This is a genomic window from Rhodanobacter sp. sgz306013 (assembly GCF_057031145.1).
Genome location: NZ_JBXCIJ010000004.1, coordinates 461,709 through 485,901, shown reverse-complemented (window position 1 = coordinate 485,901; position 24,193 = coordinate 461,709). Strand labels below are relative to the sequence as shown.

The 24,193-nt window shown below is 67.2% G+C and carries 21 protein-coding genes, 2 tRNA genes and 1 pseudogene; 11 read left to right on the top strand and 13 right to left on the bottom strand.

The window, feature by feature from the left end:
- Positions 1-287: 287 nt before the first annotated feature.
- Both infC and thrS read right to left on the bottom strand, forming a co-directional pair.
- Positions 288-815, bottom strand: coding sequence for a translation initiation factor IF-3 (gene infC / locus AC2EWF_RS15170; protein ID WP_369495714.1), 528 nt, complete (start codon positions 813-815; stop codon positions 288-290).
- Between the two features lie 45 nt (positions 816-860).
- Positions 861-2,762, bottom strand: a complete 1,902-nt coding sequence (gene thrS, locus AC2EWF_RS15165) for a threonine--tRNA ligase (protein WP_483640211.1) — start codon at positions 2,760-2,762, stop codon at positions 861-863.
- A gap of 319 nt (positions 2,763-3,081) precedes the next feature.
- On the opposite strand from thrS, the gene AC2EWF_RS15160 reads away from it, so the two are divergent.
- Positions 3,082-4,089, top strand: coding sequence for an NAD-dependent epimerase (locus tag AC2EWF_RS15160; protein WP_483640210.1), 1,008 nt, complete (start codon positions 3,082-3,084; stop codon positions 4,087-4,089).
- 92 nt (positions 4,090-4,181) lie between these two features.
- Here the strand turns inward: AC2EWF_RS15160 and AC2EWF_RS15155 are convergent, their stop codons facing one another.
- The 3 genes and pseudogenes from AC2EWF_RS15155 to AC2EWF_RS15145 all read right to left on the bottom strand — a co-directional run bounded on the left by AC2EWF_RS15155 (position 4,182) and on the right by AC2EWF_RS15145 (position 6,122).
- On the bottom strand, positions 4,182-4,631 hold the full coding sequence (locus tag AC2EWF_RS15155) for a CopD family protein (RefSeq protein ID WP_483640209.1): 450 nt from the start codon (positions 4,629-4,631) through the stop codon (positions 4,182-4,184).
- A 126-nt stretch (positions 4,632-4,757) separates the two neighbouring features.
- Positions 4,758-5,109, bottom strand: a pseudogene (locus tag AC2EWF_RS15150) (carboxymuconolactone decarboxylase family protein).
- A gap of 110 nt (positions 5,110-5,219) precedes the next feature.
- A complete protein-coding gene (locus tag AC2EWF_RS15145; RefSeq protein WP_483640208.1) occupies positions 5,220-6,122 on the bottom strand; it encodes a zinc-dependent alcohol dehydrogenase family protein in 903 nt (300 codons plus the stop codon).
- Between the two features lie 126 nt (positions 6,123-6,248).
- Here AC2EWF_RS15145 and AC2EWF_RS15140 point away from each other — a divergent pair, with 126 nt between their 5' ends.
- Entirely contained in the window at positions 6,249-7,244 is a 996-nt protein-coding gene (locus tag AC2EWF_RS15140) for a LysR family transcriptional regulator (protein WP_483640207.1), read from the top strand.
- 43 nt (positions 7,245-7,287) lie between these two features.
- Here the strand turns inward: AC2EWF_RS15140 and AC2EWF_RS15135 are convergent.
- Together AC2EWF_RS15135 and uvrB are read right to left on the bottom strand one after the other, a co-directional pair.
- Positions 7,288-7,362 (bottom strand) — tRNA-Val (locus AC2EWF_RS15135).
- 83 nt (positions 7,363-7,445) lie between these two features.
- Positions 7,446-9,467: an excinuclease ABC subunit UvrB gene (gene uvrB / locus AC2EWF_RS15130; RefSeq protein ID WP_483640206.1), complete on the bottom strand. Its 2,022-nt coding sequence runs from the start codon at positions 9,465-9,467 to the stop codon at positions 7,446-7,448.
- 152 nt (positions 9,468-9,619) lie between these two features.
- Between uvrB and AC2EWF_RS15125 the strand changes: the two genes are divergently transcribed.
- Positions 9,620-10,177, top strand: a complete 558-nt coding sequence (locus AC2EWF_RS15125; RefSeq protein ID WP_483640205.1) for a GspH/FimT family pseudopilin — start codon at positions 9,620-9,622, stop codon at positions 10,175-10,177.
- Positions 10,178-10,240: 63 nt separating this feature from the next.
- Here AC2EWF_RS15125 and AC2EWF_RS15120 read toward each other — a convergent pair.
- The 3 genes from AC2EWF_RS15120 to AC2EWF_RS15110 form a co-directional block, all read right to left on the bottom strand.
- Positions 10,241-10,317, bottom strand: a tRNA-Asn gene (locus AC2EWF_RS15120).
- A gap of 67 nt (positions 10,318-10,384) precedes the next feature.
- Positions 10,385-11,785: a nucleotide 5'-monophosphate nucleosidase PpnN gene (gene ppnN, locus AC2EWF_RS15115; RefSeq protein ID WP_483640204.1), complete on the bottom strand. Its 1,401-nt coding sequence runs from the start codon at positions 11,783-11,785 to the stop codon at positions 10,385-10,387.
- Between the two features lie 215 nt (positions 11,786-12,000).
- Positions 12,001-15,285, bottom strand: a complete 3,285-nt coding sequence (locus AC2EWF_RS15110) for a TonB-dependent receptor (RefSeq protein ID WP_483640203.1) — start codon at positions 15,283-15,285, stop codon at positions 12,001-12,003.
- Positions 15,286-15,607: 322 nt separating this feature from the next.
- On the opposite strand from AC2EWF_RS15110, the gene AC2EWF_RS15105 reads away from it, so the two are divergent.
- On the top strand, positions 15,608-15,772 hold the full coding sequence (locus tag AC2EWF_RS15105) for a hypothetical protein (protein ID WP_483640202.1): 165 nt from the start codon (positions 15,608-15,610) through the stop codon (positions 15,770-15,772).
- Between the two features lie 164 nt (positions 15,773-15,936).
- On the opposite strand, the gene AC2EWF_RS15100 is transcribed toward AC2EWF_RS15105, so the two are convergent.
- Genes AC2EWF_RS15100 through grxD form a run of 3 tightly spaced genes read right to left on the bottom strand, consistent with a single transcriptional unit; the run spans position 15,937 to position 17,673 of the window.
- Entirely contained in the window at positions 15,937-16,536 is a 600-nt protein-coding gene (locus AC2EWF_RS15100) for a YhgN family NAAT transporter (protein WP_483640448.1), read from the bottom strand.
- Positions 16,537-16,579: 43 nt separating this feature from the next.
- Entirely contained in the window at positions 16,580-17,350 is a 771-nt protein-coding gene (locus AC2EWF_RS15095) for an SDR family NAD(P)-dependent oxidoreductase (RefSeq protein WP_483640201.1), read from the bottom strand.
- A complete protein-coding gene (gene grxD / locus AC2EWF_RS15090) occupies positions 17,347-17,673 on the bottom strand; it encodes a Grx4 family monothiol glutaredoxin (protein ID WP_367844413.1) in 327 nt (108 codons plus the stop codon). Before grxD ends, AC2EWF_RS15095 begins: the two co-directional genes overlap by 4 nt.
- Positions 17,674-17,783: 110 nt before the next feature.
- On the opposite strand from grxD, the gene sodB reads away from it, so the two are divergent.
- From sodB to rseP, 7 genes are all read left to right on the top strand, one after another.
- Complete coding sequence (gene sodB, locus AC2EWF_RS15085) at positions 17,784-18,362, top strand: superoxide dismutase [Fe] (protein ID WP_483640200.1); 579 nt, start codon at positions 17,784-17,786, stop codon at positions 18,360-18,362.
- A gap of 123 nt (positions 18,363-18,485) precedes the next feature.
- Positions 18,486-19,205, top strand: coding sequence for a UMP kinase (pyrH, locus tag AC2EWF_RS15080; RefSeq protein WP_483640199.1), 720 nt, complete (start codon positions 18,486-18,488; stop codon positions 19,203-19,205).
- A gap of 61 nt (positions 19,206-19,266) precedes the next feature.
- The gene (gene frr / locus AC2EWF_RS15075) at positions 19,267-19,824 is read left to right on the top strand and encodes a ribosome recycling factor (RefSeq protein WP_483640198.1); all 558 of its coding nucleotides are present in this window, start codon (positions 19,267-19,269) and stop codon (positions 19,822-19,824) included.
- A 236-nt stretch (positions 19,825-20,060) separates the two neighbouring features.
- Positions 20,061-20,798, top strand: coding sequence for a polyprenyl diphosphate synthase (gene uppS / locus AC2EWF_RS15070; RefSeq protein WP_483640197.1), 738 nt, complete (start codon positions 20,061-20,063; stop codon positions 20,796-20,798).
- Between the two features lie 2 nt (positions 20,799-20,800).
- Complete coding sequence (locus tag AC2EWF_RS15065) at positions 20,801-21,619, top strand: phosphatidate cytidylyltransferase (RefSeq protein ID WP_483640196.1); 819 nt, start codon at positions 20,801-20,803, stop codon at positions 21,617-21,619.
- Between the two features lie 15 nt (positions 21,620-21,634).
- Complete coding sequence (locus AC2EWF_RS15060) at positions 21,635-22,807, top strand: 1-deoxy-D-xylulose-5-phosphate reductoisomerase (RefSeq protein WP_483640195.1); 1,173 nt, start codon at positions 21,635-21,637, stop codon at positions 22,805-22,807.
- A gap of 36 nt (positions 22,808-22,843) precedes the next feature.
- Complete coding sequence (gene rseP, locus AC2EWF_RS15055; protein WP_483640194.1) at positions 22,844-24,190, top strand: RIP metalloprotease RseP; 1,347 nt, start codon at positions 22,844-22,846, stop codon at positions 24,188-24,190.
- Positions 24,191-24,193: the final 3 nt, after the last annotated feature.

The following is a 24,193-nucleotide window of genomic DNA, read 5'->3' as shown; positions in this document are numbered from 1 at the left end:
CTGACTGATTCGGCGGCGACCGCAAGGCCGCGCTTTCCGTCCTGCCGACATCGGTTCACGACCCTTCCTGGCGGGTCGAACGAGCGATTATACGCGGGAAGCCGGACTGGCGCCAGACCACGTCTTGCCCCGCACCCTCGGGGAAGGGGGCAGGTCGAGGACGGGGCCAGCCGCAGGGCGGATTCGGGGCACGCTCCGGCGCCACCCCGGGTGCGGTGGCGAGGAATGCCTGGTGCGGGGCATCTGCCTGCAGCTGCAATGCGGTGGCGGGAAGGCCGCCGCGTGGCCTACTGCTTTTTCTTGGGGCCGATCATCATGACCATCTGGCGGCCTTCCAGACGCGGGAAGGACTCGATCTGGCCGTTCTCGCCCACGTCTTCCTGGATGCGCTTGGCCAGGCTCTGGCCGAGGTCCTGGTGCGACATCTCGCGACCGCGGAAACGGATCGTGACCTTGACCTTGTCGCCCTCTTCGAGGAAGCGAAGCATGTTGCGCAGCTTGATCTGGTAGTCGCCCACGTCCGTGACCGGACGGAACTTCACTTCCTTGATCTCGACCTGCTTCTGCTTCTTCTTGGCGGCCTGGGCCTTCTTCTGGGCTTCGAACTTGAACTTGCCGTAGTCCATGATGCGGCAGACCGGCGGGTCGCCGTTCGGCTGGATCTCGACCAGATCCATCCCCGCTTCCTGCGCCAGTGCCAGCGCCTCGTCGCGGGTGAGGATGCCCAGCTGCTCAGCATCGGCGCCGATCACGCGTACGCGCGGAACGCGGATTTCCAGGTTACGGCGATTACCCTTGTTGTCGGTGGTGGCGATACCACTATCCTCCAGAAGAAGTTTCGATTAGGCCGTGCAACGCCTTCAGCGCTGCGTCTCGGCCTGCAGTCGCCCGGTGAAGTCTGCCAGCGGCATGCTGCCCAGATCCTCGCCCGAACGGGTACGCACGGAAACCGCCCCGGACTCCTTCTCGCGATCACCGACGACAAGCAGGTAGGGCACTTTCTGCAACGTATGTTCGCGGATTTTATAGCCGACCTTCTCGTTGCGCAAATCCGCCTCCACCCGGAAGCCTTTGTCGACAAGGGCTTGCGTCACCTCGCGGACGTAGTCCGCCTGGGCGTCGGTGATGCTGAACACCATCGCCTGCACCGGGGCCAGCCAGGGCGGCAGCAGGCCGGCGTGGTGTTCGATCAGGATGCCGATGAAGCGCTCCATCGAGCCCACGATGGCCCTGTGCAGCATCACCGGGTGCCGGCGCTGGCTGTGCTCGTCCACGTACTCGGCGCCCAGGCGCTCGGGCATCATGAAGTCCACCTGCATGGTGCCGACCTGCCAGGCACGGCCGATCGAATCCTTCATGTGGTATTCGATCTTGGGGCCGTAGAAGGCACCCTCGCCCGGCAGCTCCTCCCACGCGACGCCGGCCGCGCGCAATGCGGCACGCAAAGCTTCCTCGGCCTTGTCCCACACCTCGTCCGAGCCGATGCGCTTGTCCGGGCGCAGCGCGATCTTCAACGCGATGTTGTCGAAGCCGAAGTCGGCGTAGACCTGCATCGCCTGCTGGTGGAAGGCGGTCACCTCGGGCTCGATCTGCTCCGGCGTGCAGAAGATGTGGCCGTCGTCCTGGGTGAACGCGCGCACGCGCATGATGCCGTGCAGCGCGCCCGACGGTTCATTGCGATGGCATCCGCCGAACTCGCCGTAGCGGATCGGCAGGTCGCGGTAGCTGTGCAGGCCGGCGTTGTAGATCTGCACGTGGCCGGGACAGTTCATCGGCTTCAGCGCGTAGGTGTGCTTCTCCGACTCGGTGAAGAACATGTTCTCGGCGTAGTTGTCCCAGTGGCCGGACTTCTTCCACAGCGAGACGTCGAGCACCTGCGGGCAGCGCACCTCCTGGTAGCCGCTCTTGCGGTACACGCCGCGCATGTACTGCTCGACCTGCTGCCAGATCGCCCAGCCGCGCGGGTGCCAGAACACCATGCCCGGGCCTTCCTCCTGCTGGTGGAACAGGTCGAGCGCCTTGCCGATCTTGCGGTGGTCGCGCTTCTCGGCCTCTTCCAGCTGGTGCAGGTAGGCCTTGAGGTCCTTGTCGTTGAGCCAGGCCGTGCCGTAGATGCGGGTGAGCATCGCGTTGTTGCTGTCACCGCGCCAGTAGGCGCCGGCCACCTTCATCAACTTGAACGCACGCAGCCTGCCCGTGTTGGGCACGTGCGGGCCGCGGCAGAGGTCGGTGAACTCGCCCTGCGAGTACAGCGACAACGGCTCGTTGGAGGGAATGCCCTCGATGATCTCGGCCTTGTAGTGCTCGCCCAGACCCTTGAAAAACGCAACCGCGTCGTCGCGCGACTTCACGCTGCGCGTCACCGGGAGCTGCTCGGCGACGATCTTCCGCATCTCGTCTTCGATCTTCGGCAGGTCCTCGGGCGTGAACGGCCGCTCGTAGGCGAAGTCGTAATAGAAGCCGTTGTCGATCACCGGGCCGATGGTGACCTGCGCACCGGGGAACAGTCGCTGCACCGCCTGCCCCATCAGGTGCGCGGTGGAGTGGCGCAGGATCTCCAGCGCCTCTGGACTCTTCTCGGTGACGATCTCGAGGCGGGCGTCGTGCTCGATGGGGAAGCTGGCATCCACCAGCCTGCCATCCACCTTGCCGGCCAGGGTGGCCTTGGCCAGGCCGGCGCCGATGGAGGCGGCCACGTCCTGCACGGACACGGGATGGTCGAACGGGCGCTTGCTGCCGTCGGGTAGCGTGATCTCGATCATGGTCATTCCTGCCGCGCAGTCACGGTGGACGTCGCTTTTCTTAGGAGTCCGGCCGTGGACGGCCGGTGTTGCCGTTGTCCGCCCGGATGGCGGACAAAAACTAAAGGCGCCGAGGCGCCTTCGTGGAGCACAAGGCGTGGCGGTCGTCAGCAGTGGTTGCGGGTAGTTGCCATGTCGCACGCTCGGCCGGCGTCTTGGCGCGGGCCACCTTGTCTCTGGAATGTGATGACGAAGCGCTAGTCTAGCCCATCGTGCGCCGTCAATTCAGCAGGTGGCCGCCGACGATAGAATGCGCCCATCGCCTCAAGGATCACTACCCATGCGCATCCTCGTCACCGGCACCGCCGGCTTCATCGGCGCCGCCCTGGCCGAGCGCCTCCTGGCGCGCGGCGACGAAGTGCTGGGCATTGACAACCACAACGACTACTACGATCCGCGCTTGAAGGAAGCGCGCCTCGCCCGCTTCATCGGCCATCCCGGCTACACCCATCGCCGCGCCGATCTGGCCGACGCCACCGCGATGAATGAGATCTTCGCCGGCTTCAGGCCGCGGCGCGTGGCGAACCTGGCCGCCCAGGCCGGCGTGCGCTACTCGCTGAAGAACCCGCAGGCGTACGTGCAGAGCAACCTGGTCGGCTTCGGCAACATCCTCGAAGCCTGCCGCCACGGCGGCGTCGAACACCTGGTCTACGCCTCGTCCAGCTCGGTCTACGGCGCCAACCGCAAGCTGCCTTTCGCGGTGGAGGACGCGGTGGACCACCCGGTGAGCCTGTACGCCGCCACCAAGAAAGCCAACGAGCTGATGGCGCACAGCTACAGCCACCTGTACGGCCTGCCCACCACCGGCCTGCGCTTCTTCACCGTGTACGGGCCATGGGGCCGGCCGGACATGTCGCCGATGCTGTTCGCCGACCGCATCAGCCGCGGCGAGCCGATCGACGTCTTCAACTTCGGCAACCACAGCCGCGACTTCACCTACGTCGACGACATCGTGGAAGGCGTGATCCGCACGCTCGACCACCCGGCCGCGCCCGACCCGGCCTACGACGCGAAGTCACCCAACCCGGGCACGTCGAGCGCGCCATATCGCGTCTACAACATCGGCAACGACCAGCCGGTGCAGCTGCTGCGCTTCATCGAACTGCTGGAGCGGCACATCGGCCGCACGGTCGAGAAGAACCTGCTGCCGATGCAGCCCGGCGACGTGCCGGACACCTGGGCCGACGTGTCGGCGCTGCGCCGCGACGTGGGCTATGCGCCGAACACCTCCATCGAGGATGGCGTGGCGCGGTTCGTGGCGTGGTACCGCGATTATTTCAACTGCTGATTGCCCGGCAGGAGCGCACCCTGTGCGCGATGGCTCTGCTCCGGCCGGACACCAGAGCCATCGCGCACTGGGTGCGCTCCTGTCGATCGAGATCAGAACGGCTTGGCCAGCACCAGGAAGATCACACCCAGCAGCAGCAGCACTGGCAACTCGTTGAGCCAGCGCAGCGCCTTCGTGGACGGCAATGCGCCGCCCTTCTCGCTACGCTTGATCATCCGCCCCGCCCACACGAAATAGGCCAGCAGCACGGCCACCAGGGTCAGCTTGGCGTCGATCCAGTGCAAGCCGGCGGTCACGTCAGGCAGCCTCGACGGAAACAGCCGCCAGCCCTGCCACAACGTCAGGCCGAACAGGAAGGCCATGCCGAACATGTTGTGGCCGAACTTGTAGAGCCGCCGCCCCATCAGCAGCAGCCGCGCCTTTACCGCCGGTTCGTCGCCGGCTTCGGCGAGGTTCACCAGGATGCGTGGCAGGTAGAACACCGTGGCCATCCAGGCGATCACGAAAAGGACATGGAGAGACTTGATCAAGAGATAGATCATCGCGGGGCTTCTTGAGAAGAATCTGCGCGATTGTTGCGCAATCGGCCGACCATGTCCCGCAACCACGCCGGGCTGCGATGTCGCATCAGCTCGCCTGGACCTAGCCGACCGCGCGACAGGCAAGCGCTAGGCGTTCGCCGCGGCCGCGTGCTCGCTGACCGCGTCCATGACCCGCGCGGAATAGACCACGGCCGATCCGGCATTGAGCGCCACGGCCACGCCAAGCGCCTCGGCTATTTCCTCGCGCGTCGCGCCATGCTTCAACGCTTCGCCGGCATGCACGGTGATGCAGCCGTCGCATCGCGTCGTGATGGCCACCGCCAATGCAATCAATTCGCGCGTCTTCGCCTCCAGATGTCCAGTCTTCTGGCCCGCGCGGGACAACGCCTGGTAGCCCGCCAAAGTATCGGGGGCTCAGTTTGCCGAGCTCGCCGATACGGCCGGACAGTTCTTTGCGGCATTCAAGCCACTTCATCATGGGGACTCTCCTTGGAATCGGGAATGAGGCGGGCCGTCCTGATGAACGCGCGGGCCGCTCAAGTGACGCAGGTGCAGGGGGATACGCTGCACCGACGATGCCGGGGTAGCTCAGCCGTTGATGTCGACCACCAGCTTGCCCTGCGCCTGTCGTTGCTCGATCAGCACGTAGGCATCCCCGACGGTCTCGAGGTCGAACGTGCGCGCGTCCAGGCGCGGCTTGATCAGGCCCGCCTCGGCCAGCCGGGTGCCTTCGCGCAGGATCGCGCCGTGATGCGCCCGGCCCTCGCCGGTCAGCAGCGGCAGCAAGGTGAATACGCCCGAATAAGTGGCGGCCCGGAACGAGAGGGGCGCCAGTGCGTGCGTGCCCCAGCCCAGCGAGCTGACCACGTGGCCGAAGCGCGCCACGGCCTTGAACGCGGCATCCAGGCTCGCCCCGCCGGCGGTGTCGAACACCACGTCGAAGCCGCGACCTGCGGTATGCGCAGCGACATATTCCTCGACGGGCGTCTGCGCATAACCGATCGGCGTCGCACCGAGCTGCCGGATGGTGTCCGCGCGTGCCGCGGCATCGGTCGCAAACACCCGCGCGTCGAAGGCGCGCGCGATCTGGATGGCCATGCTGCCGACGCCACCGGCGCCGCCCTGCACCAGTACGAAATGCCCCGCATGGACGCGGGCACGGTCGACCAGCCCCTCCCATGCCGTGATGAAAATCAGCGGCAGCGAGGCCGCCTCGCGCATGCTGAAGCAGTTTGGCTTCAGGGCCAGCAGGCTCGCGTCCACCGCGGCGTACTCGGCCAGCGAACCCTGCACGCCGCCCACACCGCCCGTCATGCCGTAGACCTGGTCGCCGATCCGGAAGTCGGCGACGCTCGGCCCCAGCGCGACGACCACCCCGGCCATGTCGATACCCAGGATGGCCGGCAGCGGGTGGCGTGCATGCTCCGCCGCACCGGCTCGAATCTTCAGATCCAGCGGATTGATGCCGCTGGCCTTGATCTGTACCAGCACCTGGCCCGCTTGCGGGACGGGCCTGGCGAGGGAGGCCAGGCGAAACGGAGCACCGTGGCTTTCCAACACGGCAGCTTGCATGGAAGGCGAGGTGGTCATGGCGGGCCCGGCGCTGCTGAGAAAGTGGTGTCAAGCTACGCCCATCAATTTCGTTTGAAAATCCAAATAAATGCATTTAATCCATGCATAATTGCATGCAAGTTGGCGAGGCTTCGTCGACTGTCCATCCCGATAGAGGCTGCCGAAATGGAATGGAGCGACCTGCGGGTTTTTCTGGCCATCGCGCGCGAAGGCACGCTCGGCGCCGCCGCACGCAAGCTCGGACAAACCCAACCGACGATGGGTCGGCGCCTGCAGGCACTGGAACAAGCGGTGGGGCATACCTTGTTTCAACGGACGAAAGCGGGTTTCGTGTTGACCGACGAGGGCACGGCCGTGCTCGGCCACGCCGAACGCATGGAAGAAGAGGCCCTCGCCTTCCAGCGGCAACTCACCGGGCAGGAAACGCAGCTCGACGGCATGCTGCGTATCACCTCGTCGGACTGGTTCGCCGAATACATGCTGGCGCCGGTTCTCGCCGACTTCGCGATCCACTATCCGCGCGTGATCATCGAGCTGCTGACCGATTCGCGCTTCTTCAGCCTCTCGCGTCGCGAGGCCGACCTGGCATTCCGCATCCGGCCTTTCGACGAGACGGACGTGGTCTCGCGCAAGCTGATGCAGATGTCGTATGGCGTCTATGCGGCGCTGGACCATCCCGTACCGCAGGGTGGCGACGGTGCGGGTATGGGGCTGGTCACCATGGACACGGCGTTCGGCGACATGCCCGACGTCGCATGGCTGCAGCGCATGCTTCCGCATGCACGCGTGGTATTCCGCAGCAACGCCCGCGCGATCCAGGCCCGCATGTGCGCTCGCGGCGCGGGCATCGCGATACTGCCCCGTCCGCTGGGCGATGCAGTCGCGGGACTGCGACGCATCGACCTTGGCGAGGCTCCGCCTGCGCGGGAAACCTGGATCGGCTACCACCGTGACCTGCGCCGCCAGGCACGCTTGCGTGCACTGTTTGATCTGGTCGTCGCGCGATTGGCGGACGGATCGGCAGGCAGCCGGGTGGGATGACGAAAAAAGGCCGGCGAGAACGCCGGCCTTTTCGCTTCAATCTTGGTGGGCGGTACAAGGATCGAACTTGTGACCCCTACCATGTCAAGGTAGTGCTCTACCGCTGAGCTAACCGCCCGATTCGCGCGGCAGCAGGCCACGCGAGCCGCGCAGTATAGGCGACTCCCGGGCCATCCACAAGCTCGGCCGGCCGGGACCGGATCAGCGCAGGGCCTGTTCGCGCAGCTGGTGGATCTGGTCGCGCAGCTTCGCTGCGTCCTCGAATTCCAGATTCTGGGCGTGCTTGTACATCTGCGCCTCCAGCTTCCTGATCGCGGCGGCGGCCTTGGCCGGATCCATCGCCTCGTAGGTGGCCGCCGGCTCGGCCACAGCGGCTGCACGTGACCGCCCCTTGCCGCCGCGGCCACGCGGCGACTCGCTGCGCGCACCCTCCATGATGTCCGCGATGCGCCGCTCCACCGTCTTCGGGGTGATGCCGTGCGCTTCGTTGTACGCCAGCTGCTTCTCGCGGCGACGGGCCGTCTCGTCCATCGCCGCCTGCATCGAGCGGGTGACCTCGTCGGCATAGAGGATGGCCTTGCCGCGCACGTTGCGGGCGGCGCGGCCGATGGTCTGGATCAGCGAGCCGGTGGAGCGAAGGAAGCCTTCCTTGTCGGCGTCGAGCACGGCCACCAGCGATACCTCGGGCATGTCCAGGCCCTCGCGCAGCAGGTTGATGCCCACCAGCACGTCGAACTCGCCCAGGCGCAGGTCGCGGATGATCTCGCTGCGCTCCACCGTCTCGATGTCCGAGTGCAGGTAGCGCACCTTGACGCCATGCTCCGACAGGTACTCGGTGAGGTTCTCCGCCATGCGCTTGGTCAGCGTGGTGACCAGTACGCGGTCGCCCATCGCGATGCGCTTGTTGGCTTCGCCCAGCAGATCGTCCACCTGGGTGCGCACCGGCCGCACTTCCACTTCCGGGTCGACCAGGCCGGTGGGACGCACCACCAGCTCGGTCACGGCGTCGCCGGACTTCTGCAGTTCGTAGTCGCGCGGCGTGGCGGAAACGTAGATCGCGCGCGGCACCCGTGCCTCCCACTCCTCGAAGCGCAGCGGCCGATTGTCCAGCGCGGACGGCAGGCGGAAGCCGAATTCCACCAGGGTCTCCTTGCGCGAACGGTCGCCCTTGTACATCGCACCGATCTGCGGCACGGTCACATGCGATTCGTCCACCACCAGCAGGCCGTCGGCCGGGAGATAGTCGAACAACGTGGGCGGCGGCTCGCCGGGCGCGCGCCGGGAAAGATGGCGCGAGTAGTTCTCGATGCCCTGGCAGTAGCCCACCTCGGCCATCATCTCCACGTCGTAGCGGGTGCGCTGGTCCAGCCGCTGCGCCTCGACCAGCTTGTTGTCGCGGTACAGCACCTCCAGGCGCTCCTTCAACTCGTCCTTGATGGTGTCGATCGCGTTCAACACGCTCTCGCGCGTGGAGGCGTAATGGGTGCGCGGATAGACCGTGTAGCGCGGCACCTTGCGAACGGTCTCGCCGGTAAGCGGGTCGAACAGCGCCAGCCCCTCCACCTCGCCGTCGAACAGCTCGATGCGCAGCGCCTCGGTTTCCGACTCGGCGGGGAACACGTCGATGATCTCGCCGCGCACACGGTAGGTGCCGCGGCGCAATTCCATCTCGTTGCGGGTGTACTGCAGTTCGGTGAGCTGGCGGATCAGCTGGCGCTGCTCGATGCGCTCGCCCTTGGCCAGGATCAGGCGCAGCGAAAGGTAATCCTCGGGATTGCCGAGGCCGTAGATCGCCGATACCGTGGCCACGATGATCGCGTCGCGCCGCGACAGCAGCGCCTTCGTCGCCGCCAGCCGCATCTGCTCGATATGGTCGTTGATCGAGGCATCCTTTTCTATGAAGGTGTCCGATGCCACCACGTAGGCTTCCGGCTGGTAGTAGTCGTAATAGCTGACGAAGTATTCCACCGCATTGTTGGGGAAGAATTCCCGGAATTCGCCGTAGAGCTGCGCCGCCAGCGTCTTGTTCGGCGCCATCACGATGGTCGGCCGCTGCACCTGCTGGATCACGTTGGCGATGGTGTAGGTCTTGCCCGAGCCGGTGACGCCCAGCAGCGTCTGCGCAGCCAGGCCGGCCTCGAAGCCCTCGCTGAGGCGGCGGATCGCCTGGGGCTGGTCGCCCGCAGGCAGGTAGGGGGCGGCAAGTTCGAATTGCTCGGTCATGGCGGGCGATATGCGGGCGGGTGCCCGCATATTAAATCGCGGCTGCTGACATGCCCTGTCAGCAGAAGCCGACGCCGCAGCCACCTGCTGGCCGGCTGGCCGTTCGTATACGCCTCCCTAGCATGGCTCCTCCGCCCATGCAGGACCGCGTCATGGCGATGCGACAGGCTTGCGCCTCATGCGACAGATACCGCGGCGTCACCCTGATCGAGCAGGTGATGGTGGTTGCCATCCTCGGCATCATGGCGGCAATCGCCATGCCCTCGCTGGTGCCGCTGCTGCAACGCAGCCAAGTGCGGGTGGCGCAGACGGAATTCATCGCCGCCCTGCAATACGCGCGCGGCAGTGCGGCGCTCAGCGGCAAGCCGACGTTGTTCTGCCCCAGCCGCAACGGCACGCAATGCAGCGGCGAGACGCGCTGGGAGTCCGGCTGGCTGGTCGGCCACGACCCCGCCCGCCAAGGGCAGCCCGACGCGGCGCCGCTGCGGGTCCGGGCCGGCTACGACGGCATCACCATCCACGGCGACAGTGGCCGCCGGCTGACGCGCTTCCAGAGCGACGGCAGCGCCAGCGGCATGACCAACACCCTGCGTTTCTGCCGCCGCGGCCGCACCGAGGATGCGCTGGTGGTGGTGATTTCCAATGCCGGCCGCGTGCGCGGCGCCATCGCCAGCGCGGAACAGGCCGCCAGTTGCGCCGCGGCACGGTGATTCCGGCGTCGCACAAACATGAACGCGAAAAGGCCGGCATGACTGCCGGCCTTTTCCTGTGTCTGGCGCCCGAAGTTGGACTCGAACCAACGACCCCCTGATTAACAGTCAAGTGCTCTAACCAGCTGAGCTATTCGGGCGGGAGCTGCGTAGTTTGTCGACCGGGCAGCGGACTGTCAAGCCGCCGAGGCATCCCCGCGCCCCACCTCAGCCAGTGATCACGCGGTAGCACGGCACGTAAGCCGCGCCGCCGGGAAGCTTCATGCGGTGCTGCTCCACGAAGGCCTGCAGCAGCTTGTCCAGCGCGTGCATGATGTCGCGGTCGCCGTCGATGTCGAACGGGCCGTTCCGCTCGATCGCCTGCACCCCCTCCTCCTTCACGTTGCCGGCCACGATGCCGGAGAACGCGCGTCGCAGGTCCGCCGCCAGATCGTGCAGTTGGCGGCCGTGGCGGAGCTGCAGGCCGCGCATCGCTTCGTGGGTGGGTCGGAACGGGGTCTGGAACTCCAGCGGGATGCGCAACGCCCAGTTGAAGAAGAACGCGTCCTTGGTGTCCAGGCGGTTGTTGCGCACTTTGTCTATGCCTCTGGCCATCGCTTTCGCCACCGCAGCGGGATCGTCCACGATCACCTGGTAGTGCTGCGCCACCGCATCGCCCAGCGCGAGGCGGAGGAACTTGTCGATCTGCTCGAAATACGCGGCCGACTGCCTTGGCCCGGTGAGGATCAGCGGGAACGGAGCGCCGGCGTTGTCCGGGTGCAGCAGGATGCCGAGCAGGTAGAGGATCTCTTCCGCCGTGCCCACGCCGCCGGGGAACACGATGATGCCGTGGCCCATGCGGACGAACGCTTCGAGGCGCTTCTCGATGTCCGGCATGATGACCAGCTGGTTGACGATCGGGTTCGGCGACTCGGCCGCGATGATGCCCGGCTCGGTGATGCCGATGTAGCGGTTGTTGCGCCGCCGCTGCTTGGCGTGCGCGATCGTCGCGCCCTTCATCGGCCCCTTCATCGCACCCGGGCCACAGCCGGTGCAGATGTCCATGCCGCGCAGGCCGAGCTGGTAGCCCACCGCCTTGGTGTAGTCGTACTCCTCGCGCGAGATCGAGTGGCCGCCCCAGCACACCACCAGGTTCGGGTCGATGAAAGGCTTGAGGATGCGCGCGTTGCGCAGGATCTCGAACACCACCTGGGTCAGCGCGTCGGACGGTTCGAGGTCGGTGCCGATCTGCTCCAGCTGGGTGGACACGTAGACGATGTCGCGCACCACCGCAACCAGCAGCTCGTTGATGCCGCGGATGATCTGGCCATCCACGAAGGCCTGCGCCGGCGCCTTGGTCAGTTCGATCTTGATGCCGCGGTCCTGCTGCAGCACCTGGATGTCGAAGTCCGGGTATTGTTCGAGGATCGCCCGCGGATCGTCGCTGATCGCCCCCGAGGTCAGTACCGCCAGCGCGCAGCGGCGCAGCAGGGCGTGCAGGCCCGAGTCGCTGGCGCCGCGCAGGCGCGCGACCTCGTGGCGGGAAAGGATGTCCAGGCCGCCGGCGGGCGAAATGCGCGCGCTCACCGTGGCGTTGTGGCCGGCGGTGCCGGCACCTGCATCATTCATCAACATCTCCATGCCACTGTCCCGCAGGCACACGCCCGCGCGGATGCGGCGGCCCCGAAGCTTCCCGCCTGCACCGAAGCCGCGTCAAGAAAAACCGGGGAGTTGGAACCTTTGCACGCCCACCCGGCGGCCGCTGGACTTGCACGACGCCGTACGCCGCAAAAAACCGGCGCCCTTCCGGGCGCCGGCATGGTGTGGCGCTTGCGGTTGGCGACTCAGAACTTGTAGCGCAAGGTCAGCAGGATCGACCAACGCTGGGCCAGGTCGTCGTTGTTGTTGATGTACACCGGAATCGGCTGCGGGCTGTAGCGGCCGTTCTGGATGTAGTTGCTGCAGCTCTTTGCCCCGCCGCAGCTGATGTCGTAGATGTACTTGCCGGTGGCCGGGTCCACGCCGTAGAAGTCGGCCAGCGCACGGCCGCCCGGGAAGCCCACGCGCTTCTCCACGCCCCAGTTCTTGTTGAGCATGTTGCCGAAGTTGTAGATGTCCAGGCGCACCTCGCCCTTGTTACCCTTGAAGATGCCGGGAATCTCCTGGCTGAAGCTCAGGTCGAGCTGGTTGATCCAGCCGGCGCGGGCGCCGTTGCGCTGGGCGATGCTGCCCGCATGGTCACGCAGGTACTGATTGCCCTGGATGTAGTCGTAGAACTGCTGGATCAACGCCGGGTCGGTACCCGGGCGGAACTCCACCTGGCCGGGCTTCGGGATGAACACCAGGTCGTTGCTGAAGCTGTCGCCGTTGGCGTCGTTGCCGAACACCCAGCTGTACGGCGCGGCCGAGTGGCCGTCGAAGAACGCACTGAACGTGGTGGCGTAGTCGCCGAAGAAGCGGTGCTGCCAGGTCAGCGAGGCGATCACCCGCCACGGAATCGAGTAATTCGACGTGCTGGCCACGTTCTCGCTGGGGTTGGTGAGGTAGTTGTAGCGGTAGTTGGACAACGCCACGCTGGAGGTGCCCGGGCTCACCTCGGTGGAACGGCCCCAGGTCACGCCGGCCATCGCCATCCAGCCATCGGCGAACGGCTTTTTCAGCGCCAGGGTCAGGCTGTCGGCATTGCCCTTGCTGGTGTTGGCCAGGTTGATGTTGGCATTGGAGAAGGCCGGGTTGGCGTTCGCGGTGACCTGCTGCCCCTTCGCCTTGGGATCGGCATCCACGAGCTTGTAGTAGGTGTAGCGGCCGTCAGGCAGCACGCCGGTCGGCGTGCCGGTGTTGAGGTTCTGGAACCAGATGGCGTCGCGCTGCTTGATGTGCTGGTAGTCCGCGGACGCGATCAGCCCCCACCACGGCAGTTCCTTGTCGAAGCCCAGGCTGAACTTCCACGCGCTTGGAATGCGAAAACCTGGCGAGATGGTATTCACCGTCATCGTGCCGGAGCTGCCGCTGCCGTTGTTCTGCGCGTGCGGATCGGGGCTGAACGCCGGCAGGTTGGTGTTGCAGCTCTTCTGCGTCGGGCCGCAGTTGTACTGCACCTGGGTCATGCCGGAGTTGGAGAAGATGTTGCCCAGCCACACGCCCGGTGGGTTCGAGACGAACAGGCCCACGCCGCCGCGCAGCTGGGTCATGCGCTCGGTGTCGAAGCTGTAGTTGAACGACATGCGCGGCTGGACCACGCGGTTCCCGTTGATCGTCGTCTGGTTGCTGTGGCCGAACGCGGCCGCGTAGGTCGGGTTGTAGATCGGCTTGTCGCTCATCAGCGGGATGTCGACGCGCACGCCGTACTGCAAGGACAGGTTGTTGTTGACCTGCCACGTGTCCTGCAGGAACACGCCCCACTGGTTCAGGTTGTACGCGGCGGCGGTATCGGCCAGCGAGAGCCCGTTGGCCGGCCGGTTGTAGTAGTACTGGTAGTAGTTGCCCGCCAGGAAGTTCTGCAGGCCGGTGTTCGGATTGCCCTTCAGATCTTCGAAGGTGTAGCTGCCGAACAGGTTCTGCAGGAACAGGTTGTAGTACTCGCCGCGCTCGAAATCGACGCCGCCCTTCACGGTGTGGTCGCCGAGGAACAGCGTGCCGGCCCAGGCCGCGTTCCAGGTCTTCACCTTCAGCACGTTCGCCTGGCTGGAGTATTCGGTGCCGAACTCCACCGCAGGACCGCCGTAGGCCACCGGGTAGACGGTGATGTCAGGCATTGCCACGCCGTTGTAGGGGCCGCGGTTCTGGCTGAAATCGCGGTAGGCCACCGTGGTGTCGGTCGAGAAGACGTCCGACCAGTCGTCGTAGAAGTGCAGTGCGTAGCTCTTGTTGTCGACCTTGGTGGTGTACCAGCCGCTGGACAGCACCAGCTTGGTGGGGCTGCCGGTGATGATCGGCTTGGTCTCCTTGGTCTCGCTGTAGGTGAAGCTGGCGCGGTGGTTGTTGCTGATGTTCCAGTCGATCTTGCCGAGGTAGCGCTTGTCCTGCAGGTTGGCGTTGCCGCCGCCCACGTTGCCGATGTCGGTGAGGCCGTACTTCTGCGCGGCGACCTGGCGGATCTGGTCGACCTGCGCGGTGGTCAGGCCGGCGATCGGCGCACCCGCGCCGGAGTCGGCCGGGCCGTACGGGCTGCCCGCCGCCACCTGGGTGCTCTTTTCGATCGAGGCGAAGAAGAACAGCTTGTCCTTGACGATCGGGCCGCCGACCGTGGCGCCGCCGGTCCACTGGCGCGAGAAACCCTTGTAGCTGGCGCCCTGCTGGTTGTCGCCGATCATCTTGTCGTTCTGGAACGCGTAGTACACCGAGCCGTGGAATTCGTTGGTGCCGCTCTTGGTCACCGCGTTCACCGACGCCCCGAGGCCACGGCGGTTCGCCACGTCGTAGTTCGCGGTGGAAATGTTGTACTCGGCGATGGTGTCCATCGAGATCGGCGTGCCCAGCGTGGGCAGACCGTTCGCATTGAGGCCGAACGGGTCGTTCGCGCTCATCGAGTCGACGGTGATGTTGTTGAAACGGCTGTTTTGGCCCACCGCGGAGATCTCGCCGCGCTCGCGGTCGGTGATCACCACGCGCGGATCCATGCGCACGATGTTCTGGATCGAACGATCCGGCGCCGGCACCGCTTCCAGCTCGCGCTGCGAGACGTTGGTGGAGATGCCCTTGTTGTCCGGCGTGAAGGTCTGCATCAGCGAGGAGGCAGACACCGTGACCGCGCCCAGCTCCTTGACCTGCTTGGCCTGCTCGGCGCCCATGGTCAGGTTGATCGAGGTGTCCTGCGCCAGCTGCAGATAGACGTTCTTCTGTTCGGTCTGGGCCATCCCGGCCTTGGATGCAGTGACGTCGAACGGCCCGCCCACGCGCAGGCCCTGCGCAGCGTAGCGGCCATCCGCGCCGGTGGTGGTGATCTTGGTGGTACCCGACGGCTCATGCACGATCTGCACGGTGGCGCCGGCGACCGGCTGGCCGCTGGCGTCGAGCACACGGCCACTGATCGAGGACGACGTATCCTGGGCGAGCGCCGGCACGGCGGCCGTGGCAAGCAGGGAGGCAATCGCCAGCGGCAGGGCGCCAGCGCGGATTCGGCTGTTCATGGTGTTTCCCTCAAGTTCGCAACGAAATTTCTTGCGGACGAAACCGGGCAGCGCGCCTCCCGGCAATCCGGGCGGACGGGCGCAAGGTTTCCCCAATGTTTTGGTCCGAAATACGACGGTGGCGGGGCCGCCCCGCCTGCCAATCAATTGTTAAACGGACTTTAACGGCATTGTATGACAGTTCCGCAACATCTTCACACTCGCCTTACCCCGCGCACAGGGACGGCGGCCACGCTTGGCCGGCTCAAGACGGGGCAGTTCCAGCATCGCCAGGCCATCCATGCCGGCAGAGAAAGCCGGGGGCCTCACCGGAATCCGGAATATGCACGCCATCCGCCTCGACCCGGCCCACGTGCCGGCGGCACAGCACCGCAAGGCTTACGCCCTGCGCATCGGGCCGGTGATCCAGCGCCGCCAGACCTGGGGCGCGGGCAAGCCACCCGGCCTGTGGATCCATAGCGGCAGGTGCGGCGGTGCGCGTCACTAGCAGCGGTTGCGCCGGTTGCGTGCCGCGCAATGGCGCGGCGCGAGGTGTGCGGAACCGTCGGGCCAGGGTCCGATTCGATGCCGGGCGCGACGGTCCCAGCGCCGGGCTTTGCCCGTCCCGGCCAGGGGTCAGGGCAACCGGTTGTCCGGCGCACGGCGCGGCGATCAGATGTGCAGGTGCAGGTACGCGGCGATGCCGCCCAGGAACATCTGCACGGACAGGGCGATCAGCAGCATGCCCATCACGCGTTCCAGTGCGGTGAGCACGCTCTCGCCCAGCCAGCGGAACAGGTAGGTGGAACACAGCAGGATCACCGCCGTGGCCAGCCACGCGCCGATCAGCGCGATGGCCCAGTCGGCGGTGCGTCCCGGCTGGGTATTGGTGAGCAGCAGCAGTGCAGCCATGGCCGAGGGGCCGGCCACGCCGGGGATCGCCATCGGCACGATGAAGGGCTCGCCGCCGCCGGACTTGCCGAAGATGCCGCCGCCGTCCGCCGGCGGAAACACCATGCGGATGCCGATCAGGAACAACACGATGCCCCCCGCGATGCTGATCGAGTCGGGCTTGAGCTGCAGCAGGTTCAACAGCACCTGGCCGCCCACCAGGAATCCGAGCAGCACGCCCAGCGCGATCAGCAGCTCGCGCACCATCACGCGGCGACGGCGCTTGGGCGGCACGTCCTTCAGCAGGCTGAGGAAGATCGGGATGTTGCCCAGCGGGTCCATGATCAGGAACAGCATGATTCCCGCCGCCAGGGTGGTCATCTGCGTTTCCATCAGCGCGCCCCCGGGTGACGATGGATGCCGGTCATGCCGTTTCCCGCAGATCGAGCACGTGGCCGCGCGCTGATTCGGCCTGCGCTCCGAGCAGCCAGACCGCGGCTTCCGCCGCAGCGTCCGGCAGCGGATGCTGCATCGTGTCCTCGCCGAAGTACGCCTGCCGGCGCAGCCGGGTGCGCATCGGCGCGGGCAGCAGCGCGTGCACGCGCAGCGGACTCTCGTCGGTCTCCTCGTGCAGGATCGCGGCGAAGCGCTCCAGCGCCGCCTTCGAGGCGCCGTAGGCACCCCAGTGCGCGCGCGCCAGCCGCACCGGATCGTCCAGCACGAATACCACCGCGCTGTCCGGCGCCTCCTGCAGCAACGGCAGGCAAGCCTGGGTGAGGGCGAACGGCGCGTTGACGTTGACGTGCATCGCACGCAGCCAGTCGTCCGGCTTGTGCATGCCGATCGGGGTGAGGCCGCCGAAGCTGGCGGCGCAGTGCACGATGCCGTCCAGCCGGCCGAAGTCGTGGCGCAGGCCGTCGGCCAGCGCGGCGTACTCGCGCGGCGTGGCGGTCTCCATGTCCAGCGGATGGATCACCGGCTCGGCCAGGCCTTCGGCCAGCATCGCGTCGTACAACTGCTCCAGCTGGCGCTTGCGCTTGCCGCTGACCACCACGGTGGCGCCGGCGCGTGTCGCCGCGCGCGCCACCGCGCCGCCCAGGCCGCCATAGGCGCCGGTGACCAGCACCACGCGACCGGCCAGCGCGTCGCTGGCGGGCACCCAGCCCGCCGGAAGGCGCATCGTCGGCAGCATCATTCCTGCGCCGCCCCGGTCACGTCACCGGCCATGCGCGCCAGCTCGCCGGACGCCTGCAGGTCCACGACGATATCGCAGCCGCCGATCAGTTCGCCCTCGATGAACAGCTGCGGGAAGGTCGGCCAGTTCGCGTAATGCGGCAGCGCGGCGCGGATCTCCGGATCGGCCAGCACGTTCACTGCATGGAACGGCGCGCCGGCCTGCTGCAAGGCCTGCGCGGCGCGACTGGAAAAGCCGCACATCGGGAATTCCGGCGTGCCCTTCATGAAGAGCACGATCGGGTGCGCGGCGAGCAGCGACTTGATTCGCTCGTTTACGTCCATGGCTGGATGCTTCATCTTTACAATGCAGGCGGACCGGTATTGTATCAGTCGGCCATCGGCGACCGTCGGTCGCCGCCTCCCCTCTTCCAGCCACCGTCAAGGAGCCAGTCATGGCGATCGAACTCCCCCCGTTGCCCTACGAAAAGAACGCGCTCGAACCGCACATCTCCGCCGAGACGCTGGAGTACCACTACGGCAAGCACCACCAGGCCTATGTGACCAACCTCAACAAGCTGATCGAAGGCACCGAGTTCGCGGACGCGGCGCTGGAAGACATCATCAGGAAGTCCTCCGGCGGCGTGTTCAACAACGCCGCGCAAATCTGGAACCACACCTTCTACTGGCACTCGCTCAGCCCCAAGGGTGGCAAGGAGCCCGCCGGCAAGCTGGCGGACGCGATCGCCAAGGCGTTCGGCTCGTTCGAGAAGTTCAAGGAAGAGTTCACCAAGTCGGCCGCCGGCAACTTCGGCTCGGGCTGGACCTGGCTGGTGCAGCGCCCGGACGGCACGCTGGGCATCGTCAACACCTCCAACGCAGCCACGCCGATCACCGGCAGCGACAAGCCTCTGCTCACCGTGGACGTGTGGGAGCACGCCTACTACATCGACTACCGCAACGCCCGCCCGAAGTACCTGGAGGCGTTCTGGAACCTGGTGAACTGGGAGTTCGCGGCGAAGAACCTCGCCTGAGCCTTCCCGATGCCGGAATGAAAGGCGGGGCCGCCTCGGCCCCGCCTTTTTCGCATCCGCTCGCCGCAGGAACATGCAATCGCTACAATGCGGCGGTTTGCGCCACCACAATCCGGAGTCCCCATGAGCGACCAGCCCAAGTACCGCCGCATCCTGCTCAAGCTCTCCGGCGAGGCGCTCATGGGCGAGGCCGACTACGGCATCGACCCGAAGGTGATCGGGCGGCTGGCCGACGAGATCATCGAGGTGCGCAAGGCCGGCGTGGAAGTGGGCGTGGTGATCGGTGGCGGCAACATCTTCCGCGGCGAGGGCCTGGCCGCCTCCGGCATGGATCGCGTCACCGGCGACCACATGGGCATGCTGGCCACCGTGATGAACGCACTGGCGATGGCCGACGCCATCGAGAAACGCGGCGGCTACGCCCGGGTGATGAGCGCGATCCAGATCCACGACGTGGCCGAGGACTTCATCCGCCGCCGCGCGATCCGCCACATCGAGAAGGGACGCATCGCGCTGTTCGCCGCCGGTACCGGCAACCCCTTCTTCACCACCGATTCGGCCGCCGCGCTGCGCGCGGTGGAAATCGGCGCCGACCTGTTGCTCAAGGCCACCAAGGTCGACGGCGTGTACACCGCCGACCCCGCCCGCCACCCTGACGCCACCCGCTACGAGCAGCTCACCTACGACGAGGTGATCCAGCGCAACCTCAAGGTGATGGATACCGCGGCGATCGCGCTGTGCCGCGACCACAACACTCCGCTGCGCATCTACGACATGACCGTGCCAGGCAACCTGCTACGCATCATGCGCGGCGAACCGGTGGGCACCCTGGTCCACAACTGAACCGGCCCGACGGCGCGCGCTGTTATACTCGCCGGCTAGCCAGATCCACCGGGACACGCCCATGATCAACGACATCAAGAACGATGCCCAGACCCGCATGGGCAAGAGCATCGACGCGCTCAAGCACGAACTCACCCGCCTGCGCACCGGCCGCGCCAGCACCGCGCTGGTCGACGGCATCAAGGTGCCGGCCTACGGTTCGGAGATGCCGCTGAACCAGGTGGCCTCGGTCGCCCTGGGCGACGCGCGTTCGATCATCATCACGCCGTTCGACAAGAGCCTGGTGGGGCCGGTCGAGAAGGCCATCCTGGCCTCGGACATCGGCATCACGCCCACCACCGCTGGCACCGTGATCCGCCTCAACATGCCGCCGCTCACCGAAGAGCGCCGCCGCGAGCTGGCCAAGCACGTGTCGCACGAGGGCGAAAACGCGAAGATCGCGATCCGCAACGTGCGCCGCGACGCGATGCAGAAGCTGAAGGACCTGCTCAAGGACAAGCAGATCAGCGAGGACGAGGAGCGCCGCGCCGACGACGAGGTCCAGAAGCTGACCGACCGCTTCGTGAAGGACGTCGATGGCGTGGTGAAGGCCAAGGAAGACGAGTTGATGTCCATGTGACCGGCGCCACGGCGGAACCGCGGCGCCGGGCCGACGACAGGGCCCGGAGCTGCGGATCCGCGCCGTGCCGCGCGTTCTCGTCTCCCACCCAGGGAGAGGCAAAGGGAGCGGGAGCACGTTGCGACCTCCCCGCCACCGGGCCGCATCCATGCCATCCCGCGGCGGGCTCCCGCCCCTCATCCGCCCCGACGGGGCATCTTCTCCCCGCCGGGGGAAGTAAACCGACCTCCCCGCCCATGACCCAGACGCCCGCCATTCCCCGCCACATCGCCATCGTGATGGACGGCAACGGCCGCTGGGCGAAGGCACGCCACCGTCCGCGCAGCTTCGGCCACAACGCGGGCCGCAAGGCGGTGCACGAGGTGGTGGAAGGCTGCCTGCGCGAAGGTGTCGAGGCGCTCACCCTGTTCGCCTTCTCCAGCGAGAACTGGAAGCGCCCCGAGGAGGAGGTCAGCGCGCTGATGGCGCTGTTCGTGCGCGCGCTGGACAAGGAAACCGACGAGCTGCATACCCAGGGCGTGCGGCTGCGCTTCGTCGGGGAACTGGCCGCGTTCGACGCGCCGCTGCGCGAGCGCATGCAGGCCGCGATGGCACGCACCGCGGGCAATCGCAAGCTGCAGCTCAACGTGGCGGTGAACTACGGCGGCCGCTGGGACATCGTGCAGGCCGCGCGCCAGGTCGCCAGCGCGGCCGCGCGTGGCGAACTCGCCATCGAAGCCATCGACGAAGCCGCGCTGGACCGCCGCATGTGCCTGGCCGGGCTGCCGCCGCTGGACCTGTTCATCCGCACCGGCGGCGAATGCCGGCTCAGCAACTTCCTGTTGTGGGAGGCGGCCTATGCCGAACTGCATTTCACCGATACCCTGTGGCCGGACTTCGACCAGGCCTGCCTGCACCGGGCGATCGAGGATTTTGGCCGGCGCGAACGCCGCTACGGTCGCACCGGCGACCAGCTCGCCACGGACAAGGGATAAGCATGCTGTTCCAGCGCTTCATCACCGCCCTGCTGCTCGCGCCGCTGGCGGTCGCCATCATCCTGCTGCTACCCACGCCATGGCTGGCCGCGGTCGGCGCGGTGGTGTTCCTGGGGGCGCTGGAGGAATGGGCGCGGCTTGCCGGGGTGCGGCAAGCCGCGATGCGCATCGCCCTGCTCGCGGCCGCCCTCGTGCTGTTCGCGCTGCTGTGGTCCGTGCATGCCGGCTTGCCGGGCACACTACTGCTGGCGCTGGGCGTGGCGTGGTGGGCGCTGGCCTGCCTCTGGCTGCGCCATTTCGCCTACGGTGCGGCGCCGACGCCGGAGAACCGCGCACGGAAGCTGCTGGCCGGCGCCTTCGTCGTGTTCCCCGCCTGGATCGCCGTGATCGCCCTGCATGGCCGCGAGCCACATGGTCGTTGGTGGATGCTGCTGGCACTGCTCATCGTCTGGGCTGCCGACATCGGCGCGTACTTCAGCGGTCGCAGGTTTGGCAAGCGCAAGCTGGCGCCGCAGATCAGCCCGGGCAAGACCCGCGCCGGCGCCTACGGTGCGCTGGTCGCAGGCACCTTGGTCTGCCTGCTCGGCGGCTGGCTGCTCGGCGTGCGCGGCGCGACGCTGGCCGGCCTCGCCGTGCTGGCCGTGCTCACGGTGGCTACCTCGATCGTGGGCGACCTGCTGGAAAGCCTGATGAAGCGCCACGCCCAGGTGAAGGACTCCGGCAACATCTTCCCCGGCCATGGCGGCCTGCTGGACCGGCTGGACAGCGTGTTCGCGGCGCTGCCGGTGTTCGCCCTCGGCCTGTGGCTGCTGGGACTGTGAGATGAGGGCGTCGCCGTGAAACGGGTCGCGGTACTGGGCGCCACCGGCTCGATCGGCGCCAGCACGCTGGATGTGATCGCGCGGCATCCGGACCGCTTCCGCGCCAGCGTGCTCAGCGCGCACCGCAACGTGGACGCGCTGGTGGCGTTGTGCGCCACGCATCGCCCCGAGCTGGCGGTGATCGCCGACCCCGCCCTGGAAGGCGAGCTGGCGCGCCGTCTCGCCGCTGCCGGGGTGCGCTGCGAGGTCGCCGGCGGCCACGACGCCCTCACCGCCGCCGCCGGCGCATCGTGCGACACCGTGGTGGCCGCGATCGTCGGCGCCGCGGGGCTGGACTCCACGCTTGCCGCCGCGCGGGCGGGCAAGCGCCTGCTGCTGGCGAACAAGGAATCCATCGTGCTGGGCGGCCCGCTGCTGCTGGAGTCGCTGCGCGCCGGTGCCGGCGAATTGATCCCGGTCGACTCCGAGCACAACGCGATCTTCCAGTGCCTGCCCGGTGGCCGCCCGCAGCTGGCGAAAAGCGGCGTGCGCCGGCTGATCCTCACCGCCTCCGGCGGTCCGTTCCGCGGCCGCACGCGCGCCGAACTGGCGGCGGTGACGCCGGACCAGGCCTGCAGGCACCCCAAGTGGTCGATGGGACGCAAGATCTCGGTGGATTCGGCCACCCTGATGAACAAGGGCCTGGAGGTGATCGAGGCCCACCACCTGTTCGGCGCGGACGCCGACGCGATCGAGGTGGCGGTGCACCCGCAGAGCCTGGTGCACTCGCTGGTGGAATACGTGGACGGCTCGGTGCTCGCCCAGCTGGGCAACCCCGACATGCGCACCGCGATCGCCCACGCGCTGGCGTGGCCGGAACGCGTGGCGTCGGGCGTGGCGCCGCTGGATCTCGCCCGTTGCGGCGCACTGGAGTTCGAGGCGCCGGATTTCGACACCTTCCGCTGCCTCGCCCTCGCCTACCAGGCGCTGCGCGCGGGCGGCGACGCACCCGCGATCCTGAATGCGGCGAACGAGGTGGCGGTGGAAGCCTTCCTGGCCGGCGCCCTGCCCTTCCTGGCGATCGCCGAGGTGGTGGAGGGCGTGCTCGCGGAACTGCCGCCGCAAGCCGTGGTCGATGTGGAGTCTCTGGTCGCACGCGACGGCGAGGCGCGGGCCGCGGCCCGGCGCCTGTTGCGGCGGGCTTGCTGATATCCTGTCACCCTCGGTTTCCTGTTGCGGCGCTTGATGACTTCCTTCTTCGGCTCGGTGTTCTGGTTGCTGGTCACGCTGGGCGTGCTGGTGACCTTCCATGAGTTCGGCCACTACTGGGTCGCGCGCCGTTGCGGCGTGAAGGTGCTGCGCTTTTCGGTAGGCTTCGGCAGGGCGGTTTGGAAGCACATCGGCCGCGACGGCTGCGAGTACCAGGTCGCCGCGATCCCGCTGGGCGGCTACGTGAAGATGCTGGACGCCCGCGAGGGCGTGGTGCCGCCGCAGTTCCAGCACCAGGAGTTCACCACACAGCCGGTGTGGAAGCGCATCCTGATCGTTCTGGCCGGGCCCGGTTTCAACCTGATCTTCACCGTGGCCGCGCTGTGGCTGATGTTCATGCTGGGCCGCCCCGACGCAGCGCCGATCGTCACCGCCAAGCCGCAGAGCATGGCGGCGGTGGCGGGTATCCAGCCGGGCGACCGCATCCTCAGCATCGGCGGCCGCGAGGTGGATACGTGGAGCGATTCGCTGGACGCGGTGGCCAACGGACTACTGGGCCGCACTCCGCTGCCGCTGGACGTGCGCGATCCCGACGGCACGCAGCGACAGCTCGTGCTGCCGCTGGACAAGCTGCCGCCCGACCAGCCCATTGACCAGTACCTCACTCTCCTGGGCCTGCGGCTGGCCCCGCCGCCCGCAGTGGCGGCCACCGTGCTGGACGGCCAGCCCGCCGCGCTGGCCGGGATGCAGGGCGGCGATCGCATCCTCAGCATTGACGGCAAGCCGGTGGCTGATTTCGAGACGCTGGGCAAACTGGTTCAGCAGGTTGCGGCGGAGTCGCCGAAACTGGCGGTCGTGGTCGAGCGCGCCGGCCGGACGATTCCGCTGGAAGTCGTGGCGAAACGCGAATCGCTGCAGGGCCGGCCCACCGACTGGATGATCGGCATCAGCGCACCGCCGCTGGAAACCGCCACTCTGCGCTACGGCCCGCTGCGTGCGCTCGGCGCCGCACTGGACGGCACCTGGCGCAACACCACGCAGACCTTCGGCATGATCGGCAAGATGCTGGGCGGCGAGGCGTCCACCAGGAACCTGTCCAGCGTGATCGGCATCGCGCAGATGGCCAATGCCAGCGCCCGCATGGGCCTGGCGTGGTTCCTGCAGTTCCTCGCCATGGTGTCGCTGAGCCTGGCGGTGCTGAACCTGCTGCCGATCCCCGTCTTGGATGGCGGCCACCTGCTGTATTACCTTATCGAGTTGCTCAAGGGCAGCCCGCTCAGCGAACAGGCCATGGCGATCGGCCAGTACATTGGGCTGGTGCTGCTGTTCAGCCTGATGGGCCTGGTGTTTTACAACGACATCCATCGCCTGCTGCTGTCGTGACGC